This is a genomic window from Sphingomonas abaci, from assembly GCF_014199625.1.
GTDB classification, from domain to species: domain Bacteria; phylum Pseudomonadota; class Alphaproteobacteria; order Sphingomonadales; family Sphingomonadaceae; genus Sphingomonas; species Sphingomonas abaci.
Map to the genome: position 1 here is coordinate 111,604 of NZ_JACHNY010000006.1, position 18,955 is coordinate 130,558.

Annotated in this window: 19 protein-coding genes; 9 read left to right on the forward strand and 10 right to left on the reverse strand. The window is 69.8% G+C overall.

From position 1 onward, the window contains the following. Nucleotides 1-18 precede the first annotated feature (18 nt). The 5 genes from GGQ96_RS14415 to GGQ96_RS14435 all read right to left on the reverse strand — a co-directional run bounded on the left by GGQ96_RS14415 (nt 19) and on the right by GGQ96_RS14435 (nt 7,343). Complete coding sequence (locus tag GGQ96_RS14415; protein WP_184115995.1) at nt 19-336, reverse strand: DUF3140 domain-containing protein; 318 nt, start codon at nt 334-336, stop codon at nt 19-21. A gap of 53 nt (nt 337-389) precedes the next feature. Then, nucleotides 390-782: a hypothetical protein gene (locus GGQ96_RS14420; protein ID WP_184115997.1), complete on the reverse strand. Its 393-nt coding sequence runs from the start codon at nt 780-782 to the stop codon at nt 390-392. Between the two features lie 60 nt (nt 783-842). Beyond that, nucleotides 843-2,153 (reverse strand): MFS transporter, encoded by a 1,311-nt coding sequence (locus GGQ96_RS14425; RefSeq protein ID WP_184115999.1) that lies wholly within the window; start codon nt 2,151-2,153, stop codon nt 843-845. Beyond that, nucleotides 2,150-4,615 carry a glycoside hydrolase family 31 protein gene (locus GGQ96_RS14430; RefSeq protein ID WP_184116000.1) on the reverse strand — a complete coding sequence of 822 codons (2,466 nt, stop codon included), beginning with the start codon at nt 4,613-4,615 and terminating at the stop codon, nt 2,150-2,152. The genes GGQ96_RS14425 and GGQ96_RS14430 overlap by 4 nt, the downstream gene beginning before the upstream one ends. 253 nt (nt 4,616-4,868) lie before the next feature. Next, nucleotides 4,869-7,343, reverse strand: coding sequence for a glycoside hydrolase family 3 protein (locus GGQ96_RS14435; protein ID WP_184116002.1), 2,475 nt, complete (start codon nt 7,341-7,343; stop codon nt 4,869-4,871). Between the two features lie 64 nt (nt 7,344-7,407). Between GGQ96_RS14435 and GGQ96_RS14440 the strand changes: the two genes are divergently transcribed. Next, nucleotides 7,408-8,196, forward strand: a complete 789-nt coding sequence (locus tag GGQ96_RS14440) for a GDSL-type esterase/lipase family protein (protein WP_246360613.1) — start codon at nt 7,408-7,410, stop codon at nt 8,194-8,196. Here the strand turns inward: GGQ96_RS14440 and GGQ96_RS14445 are convergent. After that, entirely contained in the window at nt 8,180-9,100 is a 921-nt protein-coding gene (locus tag GGQ96_RS14445) for an ROK family protein (RefSeq protein WP_184116004.1), read from the reverse strand. The genes GGQ96_RS14440 and GGQ96_RS14445 overlap by 17 nt on opposite strands. A gap of 219 nt (nt 9,101-9,319) precedes the next feature. Between GGQ96_RS14445 and GGQ96_RS14450 the strand changes: the two genes are divergently transcribed. Both GGQ96_RS14450 and GGQ96_RS14455 read left to right on the forward strand, forming a co-directional pair. After that, nucleotides 9,320-10,549, forward strand: coding sequence for an ROK family protein (locus GGQ96_RS14450; protein WP_184116006.1), 1,230 nt, complete (start codon nt 9,320-9,322; stop codon nt 10,547-10,549). Between the two features lie 8 nt (nt 10,550-10,557). Continuing rightward, nucleotides 10,558-12,414, forward strand: a complete 1,857-nt coding sequence (locus GGQ96_RS14455) for a glycoside hydrolase family 9 protein (RefSeq protein ID WP_184116008.1) — start codon at nt 10,558-10,560, stop codon at nt 12,412-12,414. Nucleotides 12,415-12,457: 43 nt separating this feature from the next. Here the strand turns inward: GGQ96_RS14455 and GGQ96_RS14460 are convergent, their stop codons facing one another. The 4 genes from GGQ96_RS14460 to GGQ96_RS14475 form a co-directional block, all read right to left on the reverse strand. Beyond that, nucleotides 12,458-12,865 carry a glycine zipper 2TM domain-containing protein gene (locus GGQ96_RS14460; protein ID WP_184116010.1) on the reverse strand — a complete coding sequence of 136 codons (408 nt, stop codon included), beginning with the start codon at nt 12,863-12,865 and terminating at the stop codon, nt 12,458-12,460. A gap of 57 nt (nt 12,866-12,922) precedes the next feature. Further along, a complete protein-coding gene (locus tag GGQ96_RS14465) occupies nt 12,923-13,348 on the reverse strand; it encodes an OsmC family protein (protein ID WP_184116012.1) in 426 nt (141 codons plus the stop codon). A 38-nt stretch (nt 13,349-13,386) separates the two neighbouring features. After that, nucleotides 13,387-13,779, reverse strand: a complete 393-nt coding sequence (locus tag GGQ96_RS14470) for a hypothetical protein (RefSeq protein ID WP_184116333.1) — start codon at nt 13,777-13,779, stop codon at nt 13,387-13,389. A gap of 69 nt (nt 13,780-13,848) precedes the next feature. Then, complete coding sequence (locus GGQ96_RS14475; protein WP_184116013.1) at nt 13,849-14,664, reverse strand: LD-carboxypeptidase; 816 nt, start codon at nt 14,662-14,664, stop codon at nt 13,849-13,851. A gap of 69 nt (nt 14,665-14,733) precedes the next feature. Here GGQ96_RS14475 and GGQ96_RS14480 point away from each other — a divergent pair, with 69 nt between their 5' ends. From GGQ96_RS14480 to GGQ96_RS14505, 6 genes are read left to right on the forward strand one after another with little or no spacing between them, the layout of a single operon-like run. Further along, entirely contained in the window at nt 14,734-16,131 is a 1,398-nt protein-coding gene (locus GGQ96_RS14480) for a Mur ligase family protein (RefSeq protein WP_184116015.1), read from the forward strand. Then, the gene (locus GGQ96_RS14485; RefSeq protein WP_184116017.1) at nt 16,128-16,871 is read left to right on the forward strand and encodes an alpha/beta hydrolase; all 744 of its coding nucleotides are present in this window, start codon (nt 16,128-16,130) and stop codon (nt 16,869-16,871) included. Before GGQ96_RS14480 ends, GGQ96_RS14485 begins: the two co-directional genes overlap by 4 nt. Before the next feature lie 30 nt (nt 16,872-16,901). After that, complete coding sequence (locus GGQ96_RS14490; protein ID WP_184116018.1) at nt 16,902-17,339, forward strand: VOC family protein; 438 nt, start codon at nt 16,902-16,904, stop codon at nt 17,337-17,339. Next, complete coding sequence (gloB, locus tag GGQ96_RS14495) at nt 17,339-18,076, forward strand: hydroxyacylglutathione hydrolase (RefSeq protein WP_184116019.1); 738 nt, start codon at nt 17,339-17,341, stop codon at nt 18,074-18,076. The genes GGQ96_RS14490 and gloB overlap by 1 nt, the downstream gene beginning before the upstream one ends. Before the next feature lie 38 nt (nt 18,077-18,114). Beyond that, nucleotides 18,115-18,540, forward strand: a complete 426-nt coding sequence (locus tag GGQ96_RS14500; RefSeq protein WP_184116020.1) for a hypothetical protein — start codon at nt 18,115-18,117, stop codon at nt 18,538-18,540. Then, nucleotides 18,537-18,917 carry a hypothetical protein gene (locus tag GGQ96_RS14505; protein ID WP_343059072.1) on the forward strand — a complete coding sequence of 127 codons (381 nt, stop codon included), beginning with the start codon at nt 18,537-18,539 and terminating at the stop codon, nt 18,915-18,917. Before GGQ96_RS14500 ends, GGQ96_RS14505 begins: the two co-directional genes overlap by 4 nt. The last annotated feature ends 38 nt before the right edge of the window (nt 18,918-18,955 follow it).

The following is an 18,955-nucleotide window of genomic DNA, read 5'->3' on the forward strand; positions in this document are numbered from 1 at the left end:
ACCGGGGCGGAAGCCCGCCTATTTCAGCGGGTCATGCCCCCAATTCATCAGTGAATAGCGCCAGGCGGACTGCGCCTTGTCCTCGTCCGGCCCACCCTGGGCGAGGTGGCGATGCACATAGCCGACCACCTTTTTCATATGTGCATAGTCGTCGTCGGTCAGCTCTGCCTTCTTCTTGTGCTTGATCGCGACGATGCGTTCGCCCGAGTCATGGCCGACGCCCGTTCCGGACTCCTTGCTCTCGTCGGTCTTGAGCCACTTCTCCAGCTCGAACGGGGTCATGTTGACCGCCTCGCTGAATTCTTTCCAGACCTGATCATGCTCGGCATCGGCCATACGCTGCTCCTCTTTCCGCCGCCGCCAACGTCCCGGCCGGGCGACGGTTGCGGTCAGGCGGCGAGCAGCGCCGCGATCGCCCGCTGGTAGACGAGCGCCGCCCGGACGAAGTCGACCAAGAAACCGATCCACATCGCCGCGACGATGGCGAGCGACGCCAGGTCGAGCCGCCAGACGCGGCGCCCATCGCCCTCGCGCAGCCAGGCCAGCGCATGGCCGACGCGCAGGCACACGAGGATCCAGGCCAGCAGCACCTGCGCCACACCGGCCTGGCGTGCCAGCATCAGCAGCGGGATCAGCGCCAGCACCAGCAGCGGCGGCAGGAACGCGCCCGGCGCCTCGAACCCGCCCATTCCCCGCGTCCGCCGCACGAGCAGCGCGGACCAGAGCCCCAGCATCAGCGCGACGAGCGCAAAACCTGGCCAGAGGATGTGCAACAGGACCATGAACCCAACCCCTCCAGCGACGCCCTGATAGTGATCGGGATCGGCGCAGGTTCCAGCCCGCTATTCCCCCGGTCGCAACGGATTGACGGCCATCACCGCCCCCGACAGCAGGAAGAAACCGAGCGGCACCAGCGCCACGGTCCAGCGCATGTCGGCCAGCGTCTCCGACGACTGGGCCACATTGGCGACATAGCCGGCCTTGCCGAAGCTCAACCCCAGGATCGCCGTCGCCAGCCCGATCGCCACGCGTTGCAGCAGCGCGGCCAGCCCGAACACGATGCCCTCGACCCGGACGCCGGTGGTGCGCTCGCCATAGTCGATCGTGTCGGGCAGCAGCGCCCAATAGGCGAAGTGCAGCCCCACGGTCGCCGCCTGCATGAAGATCAGGAAGCCCTGCATCGGCGCGATCCGGTCGATGCCCAGGATCGCGAAACCGGTCAGCGCCGCGACGCACAGGCCGATCGCGACGAACCAGGCCCGCCTGGTGCCGGTGGCGCGCGCCAGCACCATCCACACCGGCACCGCCGCCGCGCTGACCGCCAGCATCGCCGCCAGCGCGACCTGCCCCGCGCCCTCGCTGCCGAAGACATATTTGAAGTAATAGAGGACGGACTTGTTGAGGATGGTGGTCGCCGCGATCATCGCCATCATCGCCGCCGACAAGGTGACGAAGGCACGGTTGCGCGCCAGGCTGGCCAGACACCGCCCGATCGATGGCCGCATCCCCGGCGCCGGCTCCGGCACCGCCAGCCGGGTCGTCGCCCCCACCGCCAGCAGGATCGCGGTCGCCAGCACCGCGAAAAGCAGCGCCGCGCCGAAATAGGCGCGGGGCCCGGCGCCCAGCAACCAGGTGCCGAGCCAGCTCGTCCCCAGCGCCACCGTCACCGCCGCGGCCGTCCCCGCCAGCATCCGCAGGCCGGCGACAAAGGCCCGGTCGTCACTGTCCGGGCTGACGCGCGCCGACAGCGCCAGATAGGGCACGTTGACGGCCGCATAGGCGGTGCGGAACAGCAGATGCCCGGCCAGGATGAACAGGCTTGCCCCGCCGCCCGCGACCGGGGGCGGGGCATAGGCGAGCACGAAGCTCAGCCCCAGCGGCAGCGCGCCAGCCATGATCGCGAACCGGCAGCGTTGACCGTCGCCATAGCGGTCGACCAGCACGCCAACCGCAAAGTTGGCGACCCCGTCCCAGATCGACGCCAAGAGATAGAGCGCGGCGGCGCGCTCCACCCCCAGGCCCAGCGCTTCGGTATAGTAGAAGAGCAGGTAGAGGAGCGCGCTCTGCCAGTAGAGGTTGAACGCGAAGTCACCGAAGGCGAACAGCGCCAGGCGCGGCTTGGACGGCCGCGCGCCCTGCCCCGCCCCGGTCACCGCGTCACGATCAGCCGGCCGCCGCCCGGCTGGTCGGGCAGCGTCACCGCCACCGTGCCGCTGCCCGGATCGAAGCGCGCGGCCTGCACCCGACCGCCCAGCGTCGCCCGCCCCTCGCGCACCCGGTCATGGACGATGACGGTCATCGCCGTCCACCAGGGAGCGTAGCGCCCTTCGCGCGGGGCGAAATCGATCGTTACCCGGCCGTCGCCCGACACGCGGCAACTGACATGCTGGCGCAGGTAGTCGCCGCTGGCGAATCCCATCGAGTGGCCATCGTCGAAATACAGGTCCCCGGCGCAGTCCGGCCCCGGATAAACATGCAGCTCCAGCGGCCCCTGCGGCGTCTCCGTCGTGCTCTGCACCAGCGGCTGACGCGGCAGGATGGTGCCGGCACGCACGAAGACGGGCATCCGGTCGAGCCTCGGCGTCTCCATCAGCGTCAGGCTGGCGGTGCGCGCCGCGCCGGTCGCCTGGCTGGCCGACTGGACCGGCCCGTCGCCGCCCTGCACCTGGCCCTGCACCGGCCGCCCCGACCAATAGTCATACCAGCCGCCCGCCGGCAGGCAGATGTTGTAGCTTTGCAGGCTCTCCGGCCGGGGATTGCCGGCGACCAGCAGCTTGCCGCCCAGCGTCCAGGCCATGCTCTGGTCGCAACTGGCCGAGGCGGCAGCCGGATAGTCGTAGAAGACCGGCCGCATGATCGGGTCGCCGCTGCGCGCGTTCAATTCCGCCAACCCATAGAGATAGGGCATCAGCCGATAGCGTTCCTCGACATAGCGACGGCGGATCGCCAGATGCTCCGGCCCATCGACCCAGGGTTCGGCGCGCGGCGTGTTCTTGGCGCTATGGTCCCGGAAAACGGGGGTGAAGGCGGCGACCTCGAACCATTTGGTCAGCAGGTCGGCGCTGGGGCCGCCGGTGAAGCCGCCGACATCCGCCGCGCTATAGGCGAAGCCGGACAGACCCAGATTGAGGAGCTGCTGCACCGACAGTTTCAGATGGTCCCAGCTCGACACATTGTCGCCGGTCCAGGTGACCGCATATTTCTGCCCGCCGGCATAGCTGGCGCGGGTCATCACGAAGGCGCGCTCGTTCGGCCGCAGCGACCGCAACCCGTCATAGGTCGCGCGCGTGTTCTGCATCCCGTAGACATTGTGCACCTCGGCATGGGTCGCGGTGCGGGGCGCGAAGCCGTCGCTGTCGATGCGGTGGACAGTGTCGAGCGGCATGGTCTTGGTCGGCGTCTCGAAGATCGCCGGCTCGTTCATGTCGTTCCACACCCCTGCGATGCCCCAGTCCACCTGCTGGCGGAACAGCCCGCCATACCAGTCGCGCGTCGACTTGCGGGTGAAGTCGGGGAAGACCGAGGGGCCTGGCCAGACCGGCGCGACATAGGTCTTGCCGTCGGCGGCATGGACGAACTGGTCGCCCGCCACGCCGCTGTCATAGGGGGCATAGCCCTGGTCGGGCGCGCGGGCGACGTGCAGGTCGGTAATCGTCACCAGCTTGATCCCCTGCGTACCCAGGTCGCGCACCAGCCCGGCAATGTCGGGAAACGCCTTGGTATCGACGGTGAAGGGCCGGTTGCGATCCTGCCAGTCGATGTCGAGCCAGATCACGTCGGTCGGCACGCGCTCCTGCCGCAACCGGTCGGCGACGGCGCGCGTCTCCGTTGCGGTCATGTAGCTGTAGCGCGACTGCTGATAGCCGAGCGCCCATTGCGGCATCAACGGCGAGCGGCCGGTCAGGTCGCCGTACCGGCGCACCACTTCGGCGGTGGTTGGCCCGGCGATGACATAATAGTCGACCGGCCCGTCGGGTGCGCCCATCGCCAGCACATCGTCGTCGCGGTGGCCGAAGTCGAACCAGCTCCGCCAGCTATTGTCGAGGAACAGGCCGTAACTGCCCCCCGCCCCGCCGGTGGCGACGAAGAAGGGGATCGACTTGTAGATCGGATCGGTGGCGACGCCGAAGCCATAGGAATCGGTGTTCCAGTCGACGAAGCTGCCACCGCGCCGGTCGAGCGGGCCGGTCTTGTCGCCAAGGCCGTAATAATGCTCGGCCTGGGGCATCGCCTTTCTCAGCGTGAAGCCCTTGCCGTCGAACGCGACCGGCTGCGCCGCGTCGGCGACGATCACCTTGCCGGCCCGATCGGTGACGGTCAGCGCCAGCGTCCGCGGATCGACCACGACACGCAGCGCGCTGGTCGAGAAGCCGTTTGCACCCGGCTTGACGGCGGCGCGCAGCTTGCGCGTCTCGCTGTCGACCGCCCAGCTCGCATCCTCGGGGAAGCGGCCGTCGCGGGCGATGCGGACGCGCAGCGTCTCCGGGGTGAGCGCCACCACCTGCATGGCGGCGGTGGCGCCTCGCACCTCGACGCCACCCGCGATGGGCGTCACCTGCGCCATGGCCGGGGCTGCAACGACCATGGCCGGCAGCAGCCAATATCCCTTTTTCATACCCTCTCCCGTCGCTTGTCCCGCGAATCATCCGGGATCGGGCTATAGCCGCAGGGCGTCCGGGCCGTGAGGTTCGTGAAATCGTATGCATGGCAACGGTCGCCAATTCCCCCCTGCACGGGACGGGGGACCGCCGCGTCAGCGGTGGTGGAGGGGCGTCACCGGTGGCGACGATGCGCAGACGCTGCGGCATCGACACCCCTCCGTCAGGCCTTCGGCCTGCATTCCCCTGCGAGGGGCGGGTTTCAACCCCTCACTTCGCCCCGCAACGCACCGGGCCCGGCGGGGCGCTGGCAATGCGGATCGACGACAGGTCGATGGTCAGCGCGGCGCTGCTGGACAGGGCGAAGGGCACAGACACCTTGGTCATGTCCACCCCGCCCTGCGCGAAGCAGCTGAGCGGCACGGAGAAGGTTCCCCATTCGCCCGTCCCCGCCTCGAACAGGCCATTCACCGGCACGCTCGCCGTCTTGCCGCCAGTCATCGCCAGCGTCACCGCGCCCGCCGGCTTCGCCACCACGCGATACTCGACCACCAGGCTGAGCTGCCCGTTCGCCTCGCGCGTCAGGTCCATCGGGGCGGTCGCCTCGATCCGCGTCGTGCCGGCGTCCGCAAAGGCGAGGCGCAGGCTGTCCTCCTGCGCCGCCCGGTCGGTACGGGTCTGGTTGACCCGGCCCGCGCTGACCAGCCGGTCGCCCGCCGCGACCCGGCCTCGCACGAACAGCGCGTTGCGGTCGCCCGCCGCCGCCGCCGGGCGACTCTCGTCCAGCCGGCCGAGCGGCGCGGTCTTTTGCGCATAGGTCAGGCCGTAGCCGATCGGGAACAACGGGTCGTAATTCGCGTCGCGCTTGTTGAGCACATATTGATCCAGCCGTCTGGGCCAGGAGAAGCTCAGCCGCCCGCGGAAATCCTGCGTCGGCCGGCCGTCCTTGCCCGCCAGCAGCATGTCGGCGACGCCCCCGCCCTCGGTGCCGGGCAGGAAGGCGGCGACGAAGGCGTCGGCCGCGTTCAGCTCCGGATTGACCCATAACGGCCGGCCTGACAGGAACACCGCCACGACGGGGATGCCCGCCGCCTTCAGCCGCTTGAGCAGCGCCAGGTCGCTCTTGTCCTCGGGGCTGTACTCCAGGGTCGGCCGGTCGCCGGTGAATTCGGCATAGGGCGTCTCGCCGAACACGACGATCGCCGCATCGGGCTTGGCGGCGTAGCGGCCATCGACCGACAGGGTCGCCTTGCCGCCCGCCGCGCGGGTCGCCTGGTCGATGCCGGACCAGATCGACTGGCCGTTGGGGAAGGCGGAATTGGGCACGTCGGCGCCCTGCCAGGTGATCGACCAGCCACCCGACTGCTGCGCGATGGCGTCAGCGCCGCGCCCGGCGACCAGGATGTTGGCGCTGGCCTTCAGCGGCAGGACGGCGCCGTCGTTCTTCAGCAGCACCAGCGACTCGCGCACCGCCTGCCGGGCGATCGCACGATGTTCGGGCGAGCCGAGCAGCTCGAACCGGCCGGCCATCGGCCGCGACGAGGGGCGACCCGCCTCGAACGTGCCGGCCAGCATCTTCACGCGCAGGATGCGGCGCACCGCATCGTCCAGCCGCGCGGCCGGGATGCGCCCGTCCTTCGCCTCGGCGAGCGTGTTGGCGTAGAGCTGCTTCCAGTTCGGCCCCGAATACATGAACATGTCGAGCCCGGCATTGATCGCCGCCGGGCAATCCTCGTTGGTGCAGCCGGGCACCTGGCCATGCGCGTTCCAGTCGCCGATGGTGAAGCCGTCAAAGCCCCAGCGCTCCTTCAGCACGCCGGTCAGCAGGCTTTTGTTGCCGGTCATCTTCTGCCCGTTCCAGCTCGAGAAGCTGGGCATTACCGTCAGCGCGCCGGCGGGCAGCGCGGTGGTGTAGCCGGCCGCGTGGATGTCGCGCAGCACCTCCTCCGACACGCGCGTGTCGCCCTGGTCACGGCCGCCGGTGCCGCCATCGCCCAGGAAATGCTTCACCGAGGAGATGACATGGCCCTTGCCCATGAAATCCTGGCCCGGCCGCCCCTGAATGCCCTGCACCATTCGCCCGGCATAGGAGGCGACGATCGCCGGGTCCTCCGAATAGCTTTCATAGGTGCGGCCCCAGCGGTCGTCCTGCACCACCGCCACGGTCGGCGCGAAACTCCAGTCGATGCCGGTCGCCGCCGTTTCCAGCGCGGTGGCGCGGCCTATCTTCTCGACCAGATCGGGGTCGCGCATCGCGCCCAGGCCGATATTGTGCGGGAACAGCGTCGCGCCGACGATATTGTTGTCGCCGTGCACCGCGTCGGTGCCCCAGATCACCGGGACGGCGGGCCGGCCGTCCGACCGCTTCATCGACGCGTCATAGAACTGGTCGAACAGCGCCAGCCACTTGGCCGCCGGCGCATATTCGTCGCCACCGGGCGCGGAATTGCCGCCGTTCAGCACCGAACCGAGCTTGTACGTCTCCAGATCCTTGGGCGTGATGCTGGCGATATCGACCTGGAGGAGCTGGCCGACCTTGTCCTCGATCGACATGCGCTGCAGCAAGGCGTCGATCCGCGCCTCCAGCTTCGGATCGCGCTGGCGCGGCGGGGCGAGCATGGGCCAGCTCGCCGGATGCGCTGTGCTGACGACGGCGGGCGCAGGCGTCCGCTGCGCCGCCCCGGCTCCCGATACCGCTATCAGCGCCAATGCCGCCGCTGTCGTTCCAAGCCCCTTGCCACGCATCACGCTCTCCCGCTTCCGACCGTTCGTTCGGTCTTCGAGGTCTTCATAGGTGCCTGATCCGAAAATGCATATTCGGCTTTTGCCTTTTCCGGGGGCGGCGGGCACCATCCCGATCATGCGCCTGTCCCCCATATTGATGATCGCCGCTACCATGATCGCCCAGCCCTTCGCCGCCTCCGCCCAGACCGACCAGGAACGCGAACGGCGGCTGCATGAGGACTGGGCGTGGCTCGGCCGCTACCAGGCCGAAAATGACGCGCTGCCCGCCCCCAAGGCCGGCACGCCGCGCATCGTCTTTCTGGGCGACTCGATCACCCAGGGCTGGGTGGAGAAGGCCGGTGGCTTCTTCACGCCCGGCCGGATCGGGCGCGGGATCAGCGGGCAGACGACCCCGCAGATGCTGCTGCGCTTCCGCCAGGACGTGATCGACCTGCATCCGGCGGTGGTGCAGATCATGGCCGGCACCAACGACATCGCCGGCAATACCGGCCGGATGACGGCGGCGCAGAGCCAGGCCAATATCCGCTCGATGACCGAGCTGGCGCAGGCGCATGGCATCCGCGTGGTCCTGGCCTCGGTCCCGCCGGCCGATCACTTCCCATGGCGGCCGGGCATCGCCCCCGCGCCCGCCATCGCGGCGATGAACGCCTGGCTGCGCGACTATGCGCGATCGACCGGCGCGACCTACGCCGATTACTGGAGCGTGCTGCACGATGGCGATGCAATGCGCGCCGCCTTCACGACGGACGGCGTACATCCCAACGCGGCCGGCTATGCGGCGATGGCGCCGGTGGCGGAGGCGGCGCTGGCCCATGCGCTCGCCACGCCCCCGCGGATCACGACCCGGCGCTAGCCGCTTCCTCGCGCGACCAGAGGCGCGCGGCGCCGCGCACGCCCGAGGAATCGCCCCAGCGGGCGGGCACGATGGTCGCCTGCCAGTCGCCGCCAAAGGCATGGGCCGCCACGACAGCCGGCAGGCGGTCGTAGAGTTCGCCGACATTCGACATTCCGCCGCCCAGCACGAACACGTCGGGATCGATCATGGTGGCGACCATCGCCATGGCCCGGCCCAGCCGGTCGATATAGGCGTCGAGCGTCGCGGTGGCCTGCGGCTCGCCGGTGCGAGCGGCAGCGACGATCGCCTCGCCGCCCAGCCGGTCGCCGGTGCGCCGCCGATAGTCGGCGGCCAGGCCCGTGCCCGACACCAGCATATCGAGACAGCCGTTGCGTCCGCACCAGCAGAGCGGGCCGGGCGCCTCCGCCCCGGTCATCCAAGGCAGCGGCACATGGCCCCATTCACCGCCCATGCCGTTCGCGCCCTCGACGATCCGGCCATCGACGACCAGCCCGCCGCCGACCCCGGTGCCGACGATCACCGCGAAGGCGGAAGGAGCGCCCGCCGCAGCGCCGTCGACCACCTCGGACAGCGCCAGGCAATTGGCATCGTTGGCCAGCCGTACCGGCCGTCCCAGCGCCTCGGCGACATCCTCGCGGAAGCGGCGGCCGTTGAGCCAGGTGGCATTGGCGTTGCGCATCAGCCCGTCGCGCGGGCTGACCGAACCGGGTGCGCCGATGCCGATCGTGCCGCGCGCGCCCAGTTCCGCCTCGACCCGGCCGACCAGCGAGGCGATGGTGGCGATCGCATCCTCATAGCCGCCGGGATTGGGCGCCCGCATCCGCGCCAGGAACGCCCCGTCCGCGTCCAGCGCCGCCGCCTCGATCTTCGTGCCGCCGAAATCGATCCCGATCTGGATCATGCACCGTCTCCCCTATCGGCCCGGCTGTCCGCCCGGCCGTCTGCCCGCTCGTTTGACCGCCCGTCCGTCCGACGGCGGAACGACCGCCCCTGCCCCGCCTCATGGGAATAAGTCAAATTGGATTATTTAAGGTCGGATGCTTGACCCCGTCCGGCGATCGCAAGGATAATCGGTCAAAATCGCCGCATCCACAGGCGGCCGGGAGCATGGGAGAGCGTGGTGGTTTTCGGCAGGACGGCCTCGCGCCGCCGCGACACGGACGGCACCGCCGCACGCGCGGCGCGACTGTCGTGCAGCCTGTCGGGCACCAATCTGGCGCGCGCCGGCGATTATAACCTGCGCACCGTCCTGCAGGCGATTCGGCTCAATCCCGGCACCACCCGCGTCGCCATCGCCGCGCAGACGGGACTGACCGCCCCCACCATCGCCAACATCACCGGGCGGCTGGCGGCGATGGGTCTGGTCCATACCACCGGTCGACGCCAGGGCAGTCGCGGCCAGCCCGCGCTGCAACTGGAGGCGAATGCCGACGGGGCCTTTGCGATCGGCCTCGCCATCGACCGCGATCACCTGACGCTGGTCACGCTGGACCTGATCGGGGCGGTGCGCAGCCGCATCACGCGCGAGATCGCCTTCGCCTCGCCCGACGACGTGAGCGGCTTCGTCACCGAAAGCCTCGACCCGCTGATCGCTGCGGCGCGCGTCGACCGCGACCGGGTGCTGGGCGTCGGGATCGCCATGCCGGACGATCTGGGCGGCATTGCCCTGCCGCATCGTCCGTCCGACTATGATCGCTGGTCGCGGCTCGACATCGGCGCGCATCTCGCCCCGCTGCTGCCCTGGCCGATCCATGTCGACAACGATGCCGCCGCCGCCGCTTTAGGCGAGGCGCAGCATGGCGCGGCCTTCGCTGCGCCGAGCTTCTTCTACCTGCTGGTCAGCGCCGGGCTGGGCGGCGGGCTGGTGATCGACCGCACTTATCACCGGGGGGCCCATGCCCGCTCGGGCGAGATCGGCCTGATGCCCGACCTGGCCGCGGATCGCGCGCCGGCGGTGGTGCAGGACACGGTGTCGCTGTCCGCGCTGTTCGCCCGGCTGGAGGCGGCCGGCCTGGCGCCGACGCTGGCGACGCTGGCGGAAAGCGCCGCCGGGGTCGTGATCGACCGGTGGCTGGCGGACTCGGTGGAAGCCCTGGTCCAGCCGATGATCGCCATCTCCTGCCTGCTCGATCCCGATGCGGTCCTGATCGGCGGCCGCCTGCCGATGCCGCTGATCGAGCGGCTGGCGGCGGGCTTGACCGCACGGCTGGCCGCCACGCGACTGCCGGTCCGCGCGCCGGTGCTGCCCGCCGCCATGGCGCAGGACGCACCCGCCGTGGGAGCCGCGATCCTGCCCTTTCTCGCCCATCTGCTGCCGTCCGACGCGATCCTGATCCAGGCCGGCCGATAAGGACATCCATGCGCCCGCTGCTCTTCCTGCCCCTTCTCGCCCTGGTCGCCGCCGCCCCGCCAGCCGCCGAACCGCCTGCCGACACACCGCCCGCCGTCGAACCGGCCGCCGCGCCGATCCGGCTCGACCAACTCGGCTTCGAACCCCTGGGCCGCAAGCTGGCGGTCGTGCCGCTCACCGATGCGGCGGCTCGCGACTGGACGTTGCGCGATGCCGCCGGCCGGATCGTCGCCAGCGGACGCACCCTGGCCTTCGGTCCCGACGCCGCCTCGGGCGAAACGCTCCAGCGCATCGACTTCAGCCGGTTCCGGGGTCAGGGCGACGGCTTCGTCCTGGCGGTCGGCGACCGGCGCAGCCATGCTTTCGCGATCCACCCGCACCGGTTCCGGCGACTGGCGACCGATGCCATGAGCTTCTTCTACCAGCAGCGCAGCGGGGTGCCGATCCTGGCCGCTTACGTGCAGCGCCCCGATCTCGCCCGCGCCGCCGGCCACCCGCGCGAGGTCATGACCTGCTTCGCCGGCAAGGACGAACGCGGCGCGGACTGGCCCGGCTGCAGCTACAGCCTCGACGTCACCGGCGGCTGGTACGACGCTGGCGACCACGGCAAATATGTCGTCAATGGCGGGATCAGCGCCTGGACATTGCTCGACCTGCACCAGCGGCTCGGGCCTTGGGGCGCGGGCCAGGCCTTCGCCGATGGCCGGCTGGCGCTGCCCGAACGGGGCAATGGCGGCGACGACCTGCTCGACGAGGCGCGGGTCGAGGTCGAGTTCCTGCTCCGGATGCAGGTGCCGGACGGGCAAAGGCTGACCGTCGCGATGCGCACCGGCGGCGGCCGGCCGGCGAGCGATTTCCACCGGATCGATGCCGGCGGCATGGCGCACAGCAAGGTCGCGGACATCGCCTGGACCGGGTTGCCGACCGCGCCCGCCGATGACCCGATGGCGCGCCGTCTCTATCCGCCGACGACGGGCGCGACGCTCAACCTGGCGGCGGTGTCGGCCCAGGCGGCCAGGGCGTGGAAAAGCAGCGATCCGGCCTTCGCCGCCCGCGCCCGTGCGGCGGCGCTCCGCGCCTGGGCCGCGGCGGAGCGCAACCCCGCCATCCTCGCCAGTTCCGACTTCGCCGGCAGCGGCGGCTATGGCGATCCGGACCTGTCGGATGAACGCTTCTGGGCCGCCGCCGAACTGCTCGCCACCACCGGCGACCCGCGCTTCGCCGCGATCGTCGCCGCCTCGCCCTATCTGGACCGGCCGAGCGGCGACCTGAGCTGGGGCAGGCTGGATCAGGCCGGACTCATGACGCTCGCGACGAGCGGCGATCCCGTGCCCACGTCGATCCGCGACCGCGCCCGCACCGCCATCCGCACGCTGGCGGCCGGCTATCAGGCGGAACGGGCGCGCAGCGGCTATGCCCTGCCCTTTGCCGGCACCGCCTATCAATGGGGGTCGAACTCGACCCTGCTCAACCGGGCGATGCTGCTCGGCGTCGCCTGGCAGATCGACCGTCGCCCGGCGGATCGCGAAGCGGCGATCGATGTGGTGGATTATCTACTGGGCCGCAATCCGCTCGATCGCGCCTATGTCACCGGCTTCGGACAGCGCACGATGCACCAGCCGCATCATCGCTTCTGGGCGCGGGCGGCGGACCCCCGCTACCCCGCGCCGCCGCCCGGCGTGGTGTCCGGCGGGCCCAATTCCACGGCGATGAGCGATCCGGTCGCGTCGCGGATGAAGGGCCGGTGCGTCGGCCAGACCTGCTGGGTCGACGACTGGCGGGCCTTCACGATGAACGAGGTCGCGATCAACTGGAACGCGCCACTGGTCTGGGTCGCCGCATTCCTGGATGCCACTGAGGCTTGACGATCGCGGCCGGGCCGTCGCCGGCCCGCCCCCTTTTGCCGGCTCAGCGACAGCGGAACTGATTGCGCTCGATTGCGCGCCCCGCCAGCGCGCCGCCGGCCGCTCCGAGCAGCGTGCCGATCGTTTGCGAGCCACCGGAGGCGATCAGGTTGCCCAGGATGCCGCCTGCCGCCGCGCCGACGATCAGTCCGGTCGTGCCGTCCGGGCGGCGGCAGTAATAACGGCCATCCTGACCGCGATAGACGCGGTCGTTGGCGCTCAGTTGCCGCTCGCGGTAGCGCGGCGAATCGACGTAATAACGATCGGCATAATAGCCATTATAGGAGGGGTCGGGCCGGTCGTAATCGTACGCGCCGTAGCTTCGGTACTGCGGATCCATGCCGATACCGCCATATTCCGAACAGCCACCCAGCAGGCTGGCGGCGGCGGCAACAGCGAGGATCATGCGCATCGAGGCTCTCCTTGGTGATGATAGCCGCTCAATGCACAAGACCCCCGCCGGGTTGCTTTAGATCAAGGTCGCGTCCAATGAAATCTCGGCATTCAGCAGCTTCGAGATCGGGCAGTTGGCCTTGGCCTCCTGGGCGATACGGTCGAATTCGGCGGGGTCGATGTCCGGCACCGAGGCGCGCAACGTCAGCGCCGACTTCGTCACCTTGAAACCGTCGCCATCCTTTTCCAGTGTGACGGCGGCATCGGTGTCGAGCGTGCCGTCGGCATGGCCGGCACCCGCCAGCGCGAAACTCAACGCCATGGTGAAGCAGCTCGCATGGGCCGCCGCGATCAGTTCCTCCGGGTTGGTGCCCGGCTCGTTCTCGAACCGCGTGTTGAAGCCGTAGGGCTGGTTGTCGAGCACGCCGGAGCCCAGGCTGACATGGCCCTTGCCCGACTTGCCCAAGCCTTCATATTTCGCGGACGCCTTGCGCACGGTCATTGATGCTTCCTTCTCTATAAAAAAACTCAAAAGCGGGATCAGCCGATCGACGACCCGCGATCCGCCGCGAAACCGGGCGCTGGGCCGGTGGCCGGGCGCAGCGACTCGCGCTCCTCGGCCGTCGGGATGGCGGTCGGGTCGGGTCGGAAGGCCTCGGGCGCACGGTGGGTGCCGGGCTCGGGCGCGTCGGGGGCCAGGTCGGGCGCGGCGTGTTCGGCCGGGTTGGGCTTTGGCCGGCGCGCCAGCAAGGTCGCCGCGACCAACGATCCCACCGCCGCGACACCCGCCGCCGCCAACGCGATCACGCGGGTGCGGTCGTGCTCGGATGCCTTGGCCGGCCGGGACTTGCCCTTGGGCGGGTGCGGCTTGCCCGGCTTGGCGTCGCCATGCTTGGCGGACGGGCCCTTCTTGGGCGGGGTCTTGGCTGCCATGAACACACCTTTTCATATCGTTCGGGGGCCGATAACGGCCCGGCCGACGCGCCTGTTCCCGCCAGCCGGTCAGGCGATGCCGAACGGCACCACATGGTTGGCCTGGCTATGTCCCACCGCCGCGCGGCCCAGATAGGGCACGCCGAGCGTGGCGGCGGTGCGCGCGATCATCACCTCCAGCGGCTCGGTCCAGGCCGGCTCGTTCGCCTGGATGTCGTTGACCACGCCCAGCCGCACCCCCGCCAGTCCGCGCAGTTGCGTGGCATGGCCGACCGTCCACAACATCCGGTCGATCCGGTACATCGGCTCCGACACCTCCTCGATCACCAGCACATGGTCGGTCAGGTCGGGCAGCCAGGGCGTACCGATCAGCGCAGCGAGGATCGACAGGTTGAACGCCGCCGCCGGCCGGCCGTCCAGCCCCGGCTCCAGACCCTGCCGGTCGCCGCGCGCCAGCCAGCCAAGCGTGCGCGCCACCGTTTCGTCGCCCTTGGCCCGGTTGATGTCGGTCGCCATTGGCGCATGGATCGGCCGGCCGATCCGCCGGGCATAGAGCGCCGCCAGCACGAAGCCCATGTCCGAATAGCCGGCGTAGGTCTTGCGCGCGGCCGCCGCATTCAGCTGCGGCATCACCGCGTCCAGGATGCGGTTCGAGCCATAGCCACCGCGCGCGAACCAAATCGCGTCGAAAGCCGGATCGTTGGCGACCTGGAGAAAGGCGGCGGCGCGCACCGCATCCGAGCCGGCGAAATGCCCGTCATGCTCGAAACATTGCGGGTGGAAGACCAGATCGACCTCCGGATAGGCGATCGCGGCGAACGCCCCGGCGCGCGCGGCGACGACCGGATCGATCGGCCGGGCGGGAGCGACGACACCGATACGCATGAACTGGTTCCCCCTCTTCGCCCACCCGGCTCGCTTGCCCGGACGCGCAAAGGCCGATAGCGCGCGGGGATGGAGATCGGCAAACCCCTATTCTTCGTCGGCATCGGCGGCTCCGGCATGATGCCGCTGGCGATGATCGTCCGCGCACGCGGCGGCACCGTCGCCGGGTCGGATCGCGGGCTGGACCAGGGCCGCGCCCCCGCCCGCTTCGACGCGCTGCGCGCCCTGGGCATCGCGCTGTATCCGCAGGATGGCAGCGGCGTGACCGGGCCCGACCAGCGCATCGTCGCCTCGGCGGCGATCGAAGCGAGCGTGCCCGATATCGTCGCCGCCGACCGGCTGGGCTGCGAGCGTTCGACCCGTGCCGAACTGCTGGCCGAACTGTTCAACGCCGCGCCGCTGCCGATCGGCGTCGCCGGCACCAGCGGCAAGTCGACCGTGACCGGGATGATCGGCTGGATCTTCCACGCCACGGGTCGCCGGCCCACCGTGATGAACGGCGCGGTGATGACGAATTTCGCAAGCCCCGACGCGCCCTTCGCCAGCGCCCTGATCGGCGACGGCGACGCCTTTGTCAGCGAAGTCGACGAAAGCGACGGATCGATCGCGCTTTATCGCCCGCGCATCGCCGTGCTCAACAACGTCACGCTCGATCACAAGGGGCTGGACGAACTGCGCCAGTTGTTCGGCGCCTTCGCCCGCGCCGCCGATCATGTCGTCGCCAATGCCGGGGACGCGGAAACGGCGGCGCTGATCGCCACCCTGCCCCAGGCCCGCAGCTTCGGGATCGAGGTGCCGGCCGACTTCACGGCCGAGAACCTCGCCCCCGAACCCTGGGCGATCGGCTTCGACCTGGTCGCCATGGGCGAGCGCCACCGCGTCCGGCTGGCGGTGCCCGGTCGCCACAATGTCTCCAACGCGCTCGCCGCGATCGCGGCGGCGGTGGCGGCGGGCGTCACGCTGGCGGAGGCTGCGCGGGCGGTCGAGGGCTTCACCGGCCTGCGCCGTCGCTTCGACCGGATCGGCGCAGCCGGCGGCGTCACCGTGATCGACGATTTCGGGCACAATCCCGACAAGATCGCCGCGACCCTCGACACGCTCCATGCCCATCCGGGCCGGCTGCTGCTGCTGTTCCAGCCGCATGGCTATGGCCCCTTGCGGATGATGGGGCGCGAGCTGGCCCAGGTCTTCGCCGAGCGGCTGCGGCCGGACGACGTTCTGACCATCCCAGATCCCGTCTATCAGGGCGGCACCGTGGCGCGCGAGGTCGGCAGCGCCGATCTGGTCGACTGGATCGTGGCGGCCGGCGGCCACGCGCATCACGATGGCGACCGCGCCGTCGGGACCCGGCGCCTGCTCGCCGAAGCGCGCGATGGCGACCGCATCGTCGTGATGGGCGCGCGCGACGACACGCTGAGCCTGCTCGCCGCCGACATTCTCGCGCGACTGGAGGCGCGTACAGCATGACCGACCGACCCCGCCTCGCCTTCCACCATTCGCCGGGCGAAGGCCCGACCATCCTCTTCCTGTCCGGCTATGCCAGCGACATGCAGGGCAGCAAGGCGCTCGCGCTCGAAGCCTGGGCGCGGGCCACGGGCCGCGCCTTTCTGCGCTTCGATTATGCCGGCTGCGGGCAGAGCGAGGGCGACTTCGCCGACCAGACGCTGGCCGGCTGGCGCGACGACGTGCTGGCGATGATCGACCATGCCGTGGAGGGACCGGTGGTGCTGGTCGGCTCGTCGATGGGCGGCTGGCTGATGCTGCTGGCGGCGCGCGCCCGGCCCGACCGGGTCGCGGGCATGCTGGGCATCGCCGCCGCGCCCGACTTCACCGATTGGGGCTTCACCACCGAGGAGAAGATGGCGATCCTTCAGACCGGCAAGCTGGAGCGCGCCAACCCCTACGGTCCGCAGCCGACGCTCTACACCCGCGCCTTCTGGTCGTCGGGCGAGGCGAACCGGCTGATGTTCGGCGCCTTCCCCTTTGCCGGTCCGGTGCGGCTGCTTCATGGACAGGCCGACCCGGACGTGCCCTGGGCGCGGTCGATGCGGCTGGCGGAGCTGATCACCTCGCCCGACGTGCATGTCACGCTGGTCAAGGACGGCGATCACCGCCTGTCGCGCGACGGCGATATCACGCTGCTGATCGGCACCCTGGCGCAATTGCTGGGTGCGATCGCCGATGCCGCGGAGCAAGAGGCGGCCTGACGGGTTGATACGGCGAGCCAAGGAGTTTCCATGCGTTACCTGCACACCATGATCCGCGTCACCGATCCGGATGCGACGATCGCCTTTTTCGAGCTGCTGGGTCTGAAGGAGGTCCGCCGGATAGAGAACGAAGCGGGCCGCTTCACGCTGATCTTTCTCGCCACGCCGGAAGAGATGCGCGGCCCCGGCGAGCGTGCCCAGGCCGAGGTCGAGCTGACCTATAACTGGGACCCGGAAAGCTATTCGGGCGGCCGGAATTTCGGCCATCTCGCCTATGAGGTCGACGATATCTATGCGACGTGCCAGCGGTTGATGGACGGCGGCGTCACGATCAACCGCCCGCCGCGTGACGGCAACATGGCCTTCATCAAGACGCCCGACAACATCTCGATCGAATTGCTCCAGCGGGGCGACCGGCTGGCGCCGGCCGAGCCCTGGTCGTCCATGCCCAACACCGGAACCTGGTGATGGCCGCTCCCGCGCTGGAGATTGTCCGCGTACCCGTCCTTTCGGACAATTACGCTTGGCTGGTGTTCGATCCCGTCACGCACGAGTGCGCGGCGGTCGATCCCGGCGAGGCGGAGCCGGTGCTGGCGGCAGCGAAGGCGCGGGGCTGGAACGTGTCGCAGGTCTGGACGACGCACTGGCATCCCGACCATACCGGCGGCAACGCGGCGATGAAGGCCAAGGGCGCGACGATCACCGGTCCGCGCGCCGAGCGGGACCGTATCCCGACGCTCGACACGCTGGTGGCGGAGGGCGACGTGGTGCGGATCGGCAGCCATACCGGCCATGTCCTGGCAGTGCCGGGCCACACCGCCGGCCACATCGCTTTCCACTTCGCCGAAGACCAGGCGGTTTTCACCGGCGACACGCTGTTCGCCATGGGCTGCGGCCGGCTGTTCGAGGGGACGGCGGCGGAGATGTGGGCGAACATGGAACGCTATGCCGCGATGGCCGACGACACGCGCGTCTATTGCGGGCACGAATATACCGCCGCCAACGCCGCCTTTGCCGTCACTGCCGAGCCCGACAATGAGGCGATCGCCAGCCGCCGCGCCGAGGTCGAGCGATTGCGCGCGGACGGCGCGGCGACAGTGCCGACCAGCATCGGGCAGGAGCGCGCCACCAATCCCTTCCTGCGCGCCGGATCGGCCGAGGCACTTGCCCAACTGCGTCAAGCCAAGGATAATTTCCGCGCCTAGGCCGTTGATGCCGGTGCGTGCAGGAATGGAGTGAAGCGATGCGTCGTTCGATCCCTCTGGCCCTAGTCCTCGGCATCGCCAGTGCCAGCGCCGCCGTGTTCGCGGCCGAACAGTCGGACGGCAATCAGCGATCCTACAACAGCAAGCGGACGCTGAACCAGGCGCTGGCCGGCCTGACCCCCGGCAAGCCGGTGGATTGCCTGCCCTTCACCCGCACGCCGTCGAGCGACAGCTTCGGTCAGACGGTGGTCTATCGCTACAGCAGCAGCACCAAATATGTCACCAATGTCGGGCCGGGCTGCGAAGGTCTGGCGCGCGGCGACATCATGATCTCGCGCACCAGTTATGGCCGGTTCTGCCGGGGCGACATCATCCAGCTGGTCAATCCGGTCTCGCGCTTCCCGACCGGCAGCTGCGCCTATGGCGAGTTCACCCCCTATACCAAGCCGGGCAAGGCCAAGTGACGGCGCGGGCGCTGGTGGCCGCCTTGCTGGCGCTGCCACTGACCGCCGCCGCCGCCGACAAGAGCCCGCTCGCCGGCCGGGTCGCGGGTTCGCCGCAACGCTGCATCACGCTGCGCCAGACCGAGGGCCTGACCATCGCCGAGCGCGATCTGATCCTGTTCCGCGAGTCCGGCCGGCGCATCTACCGCGCCACGCCGATCGGCCATTGCGGGCAGTTGCAGCCGTTCAACACGCTGATCCTCGATCTCTATTCAGGCAACACCGTCTGCGAGAACGACCGGTTCCGCGTGCTCACCCCCGGGACGAGCATCCCGGGGCCCTATTGCCGGTTCGGCAAGTTCGTGCCTTATGATCGCCCGGCGAAGGTCGGTTCATAGCGGGAGCGATCGCGACGACGTGTCGGACGATCAGGACG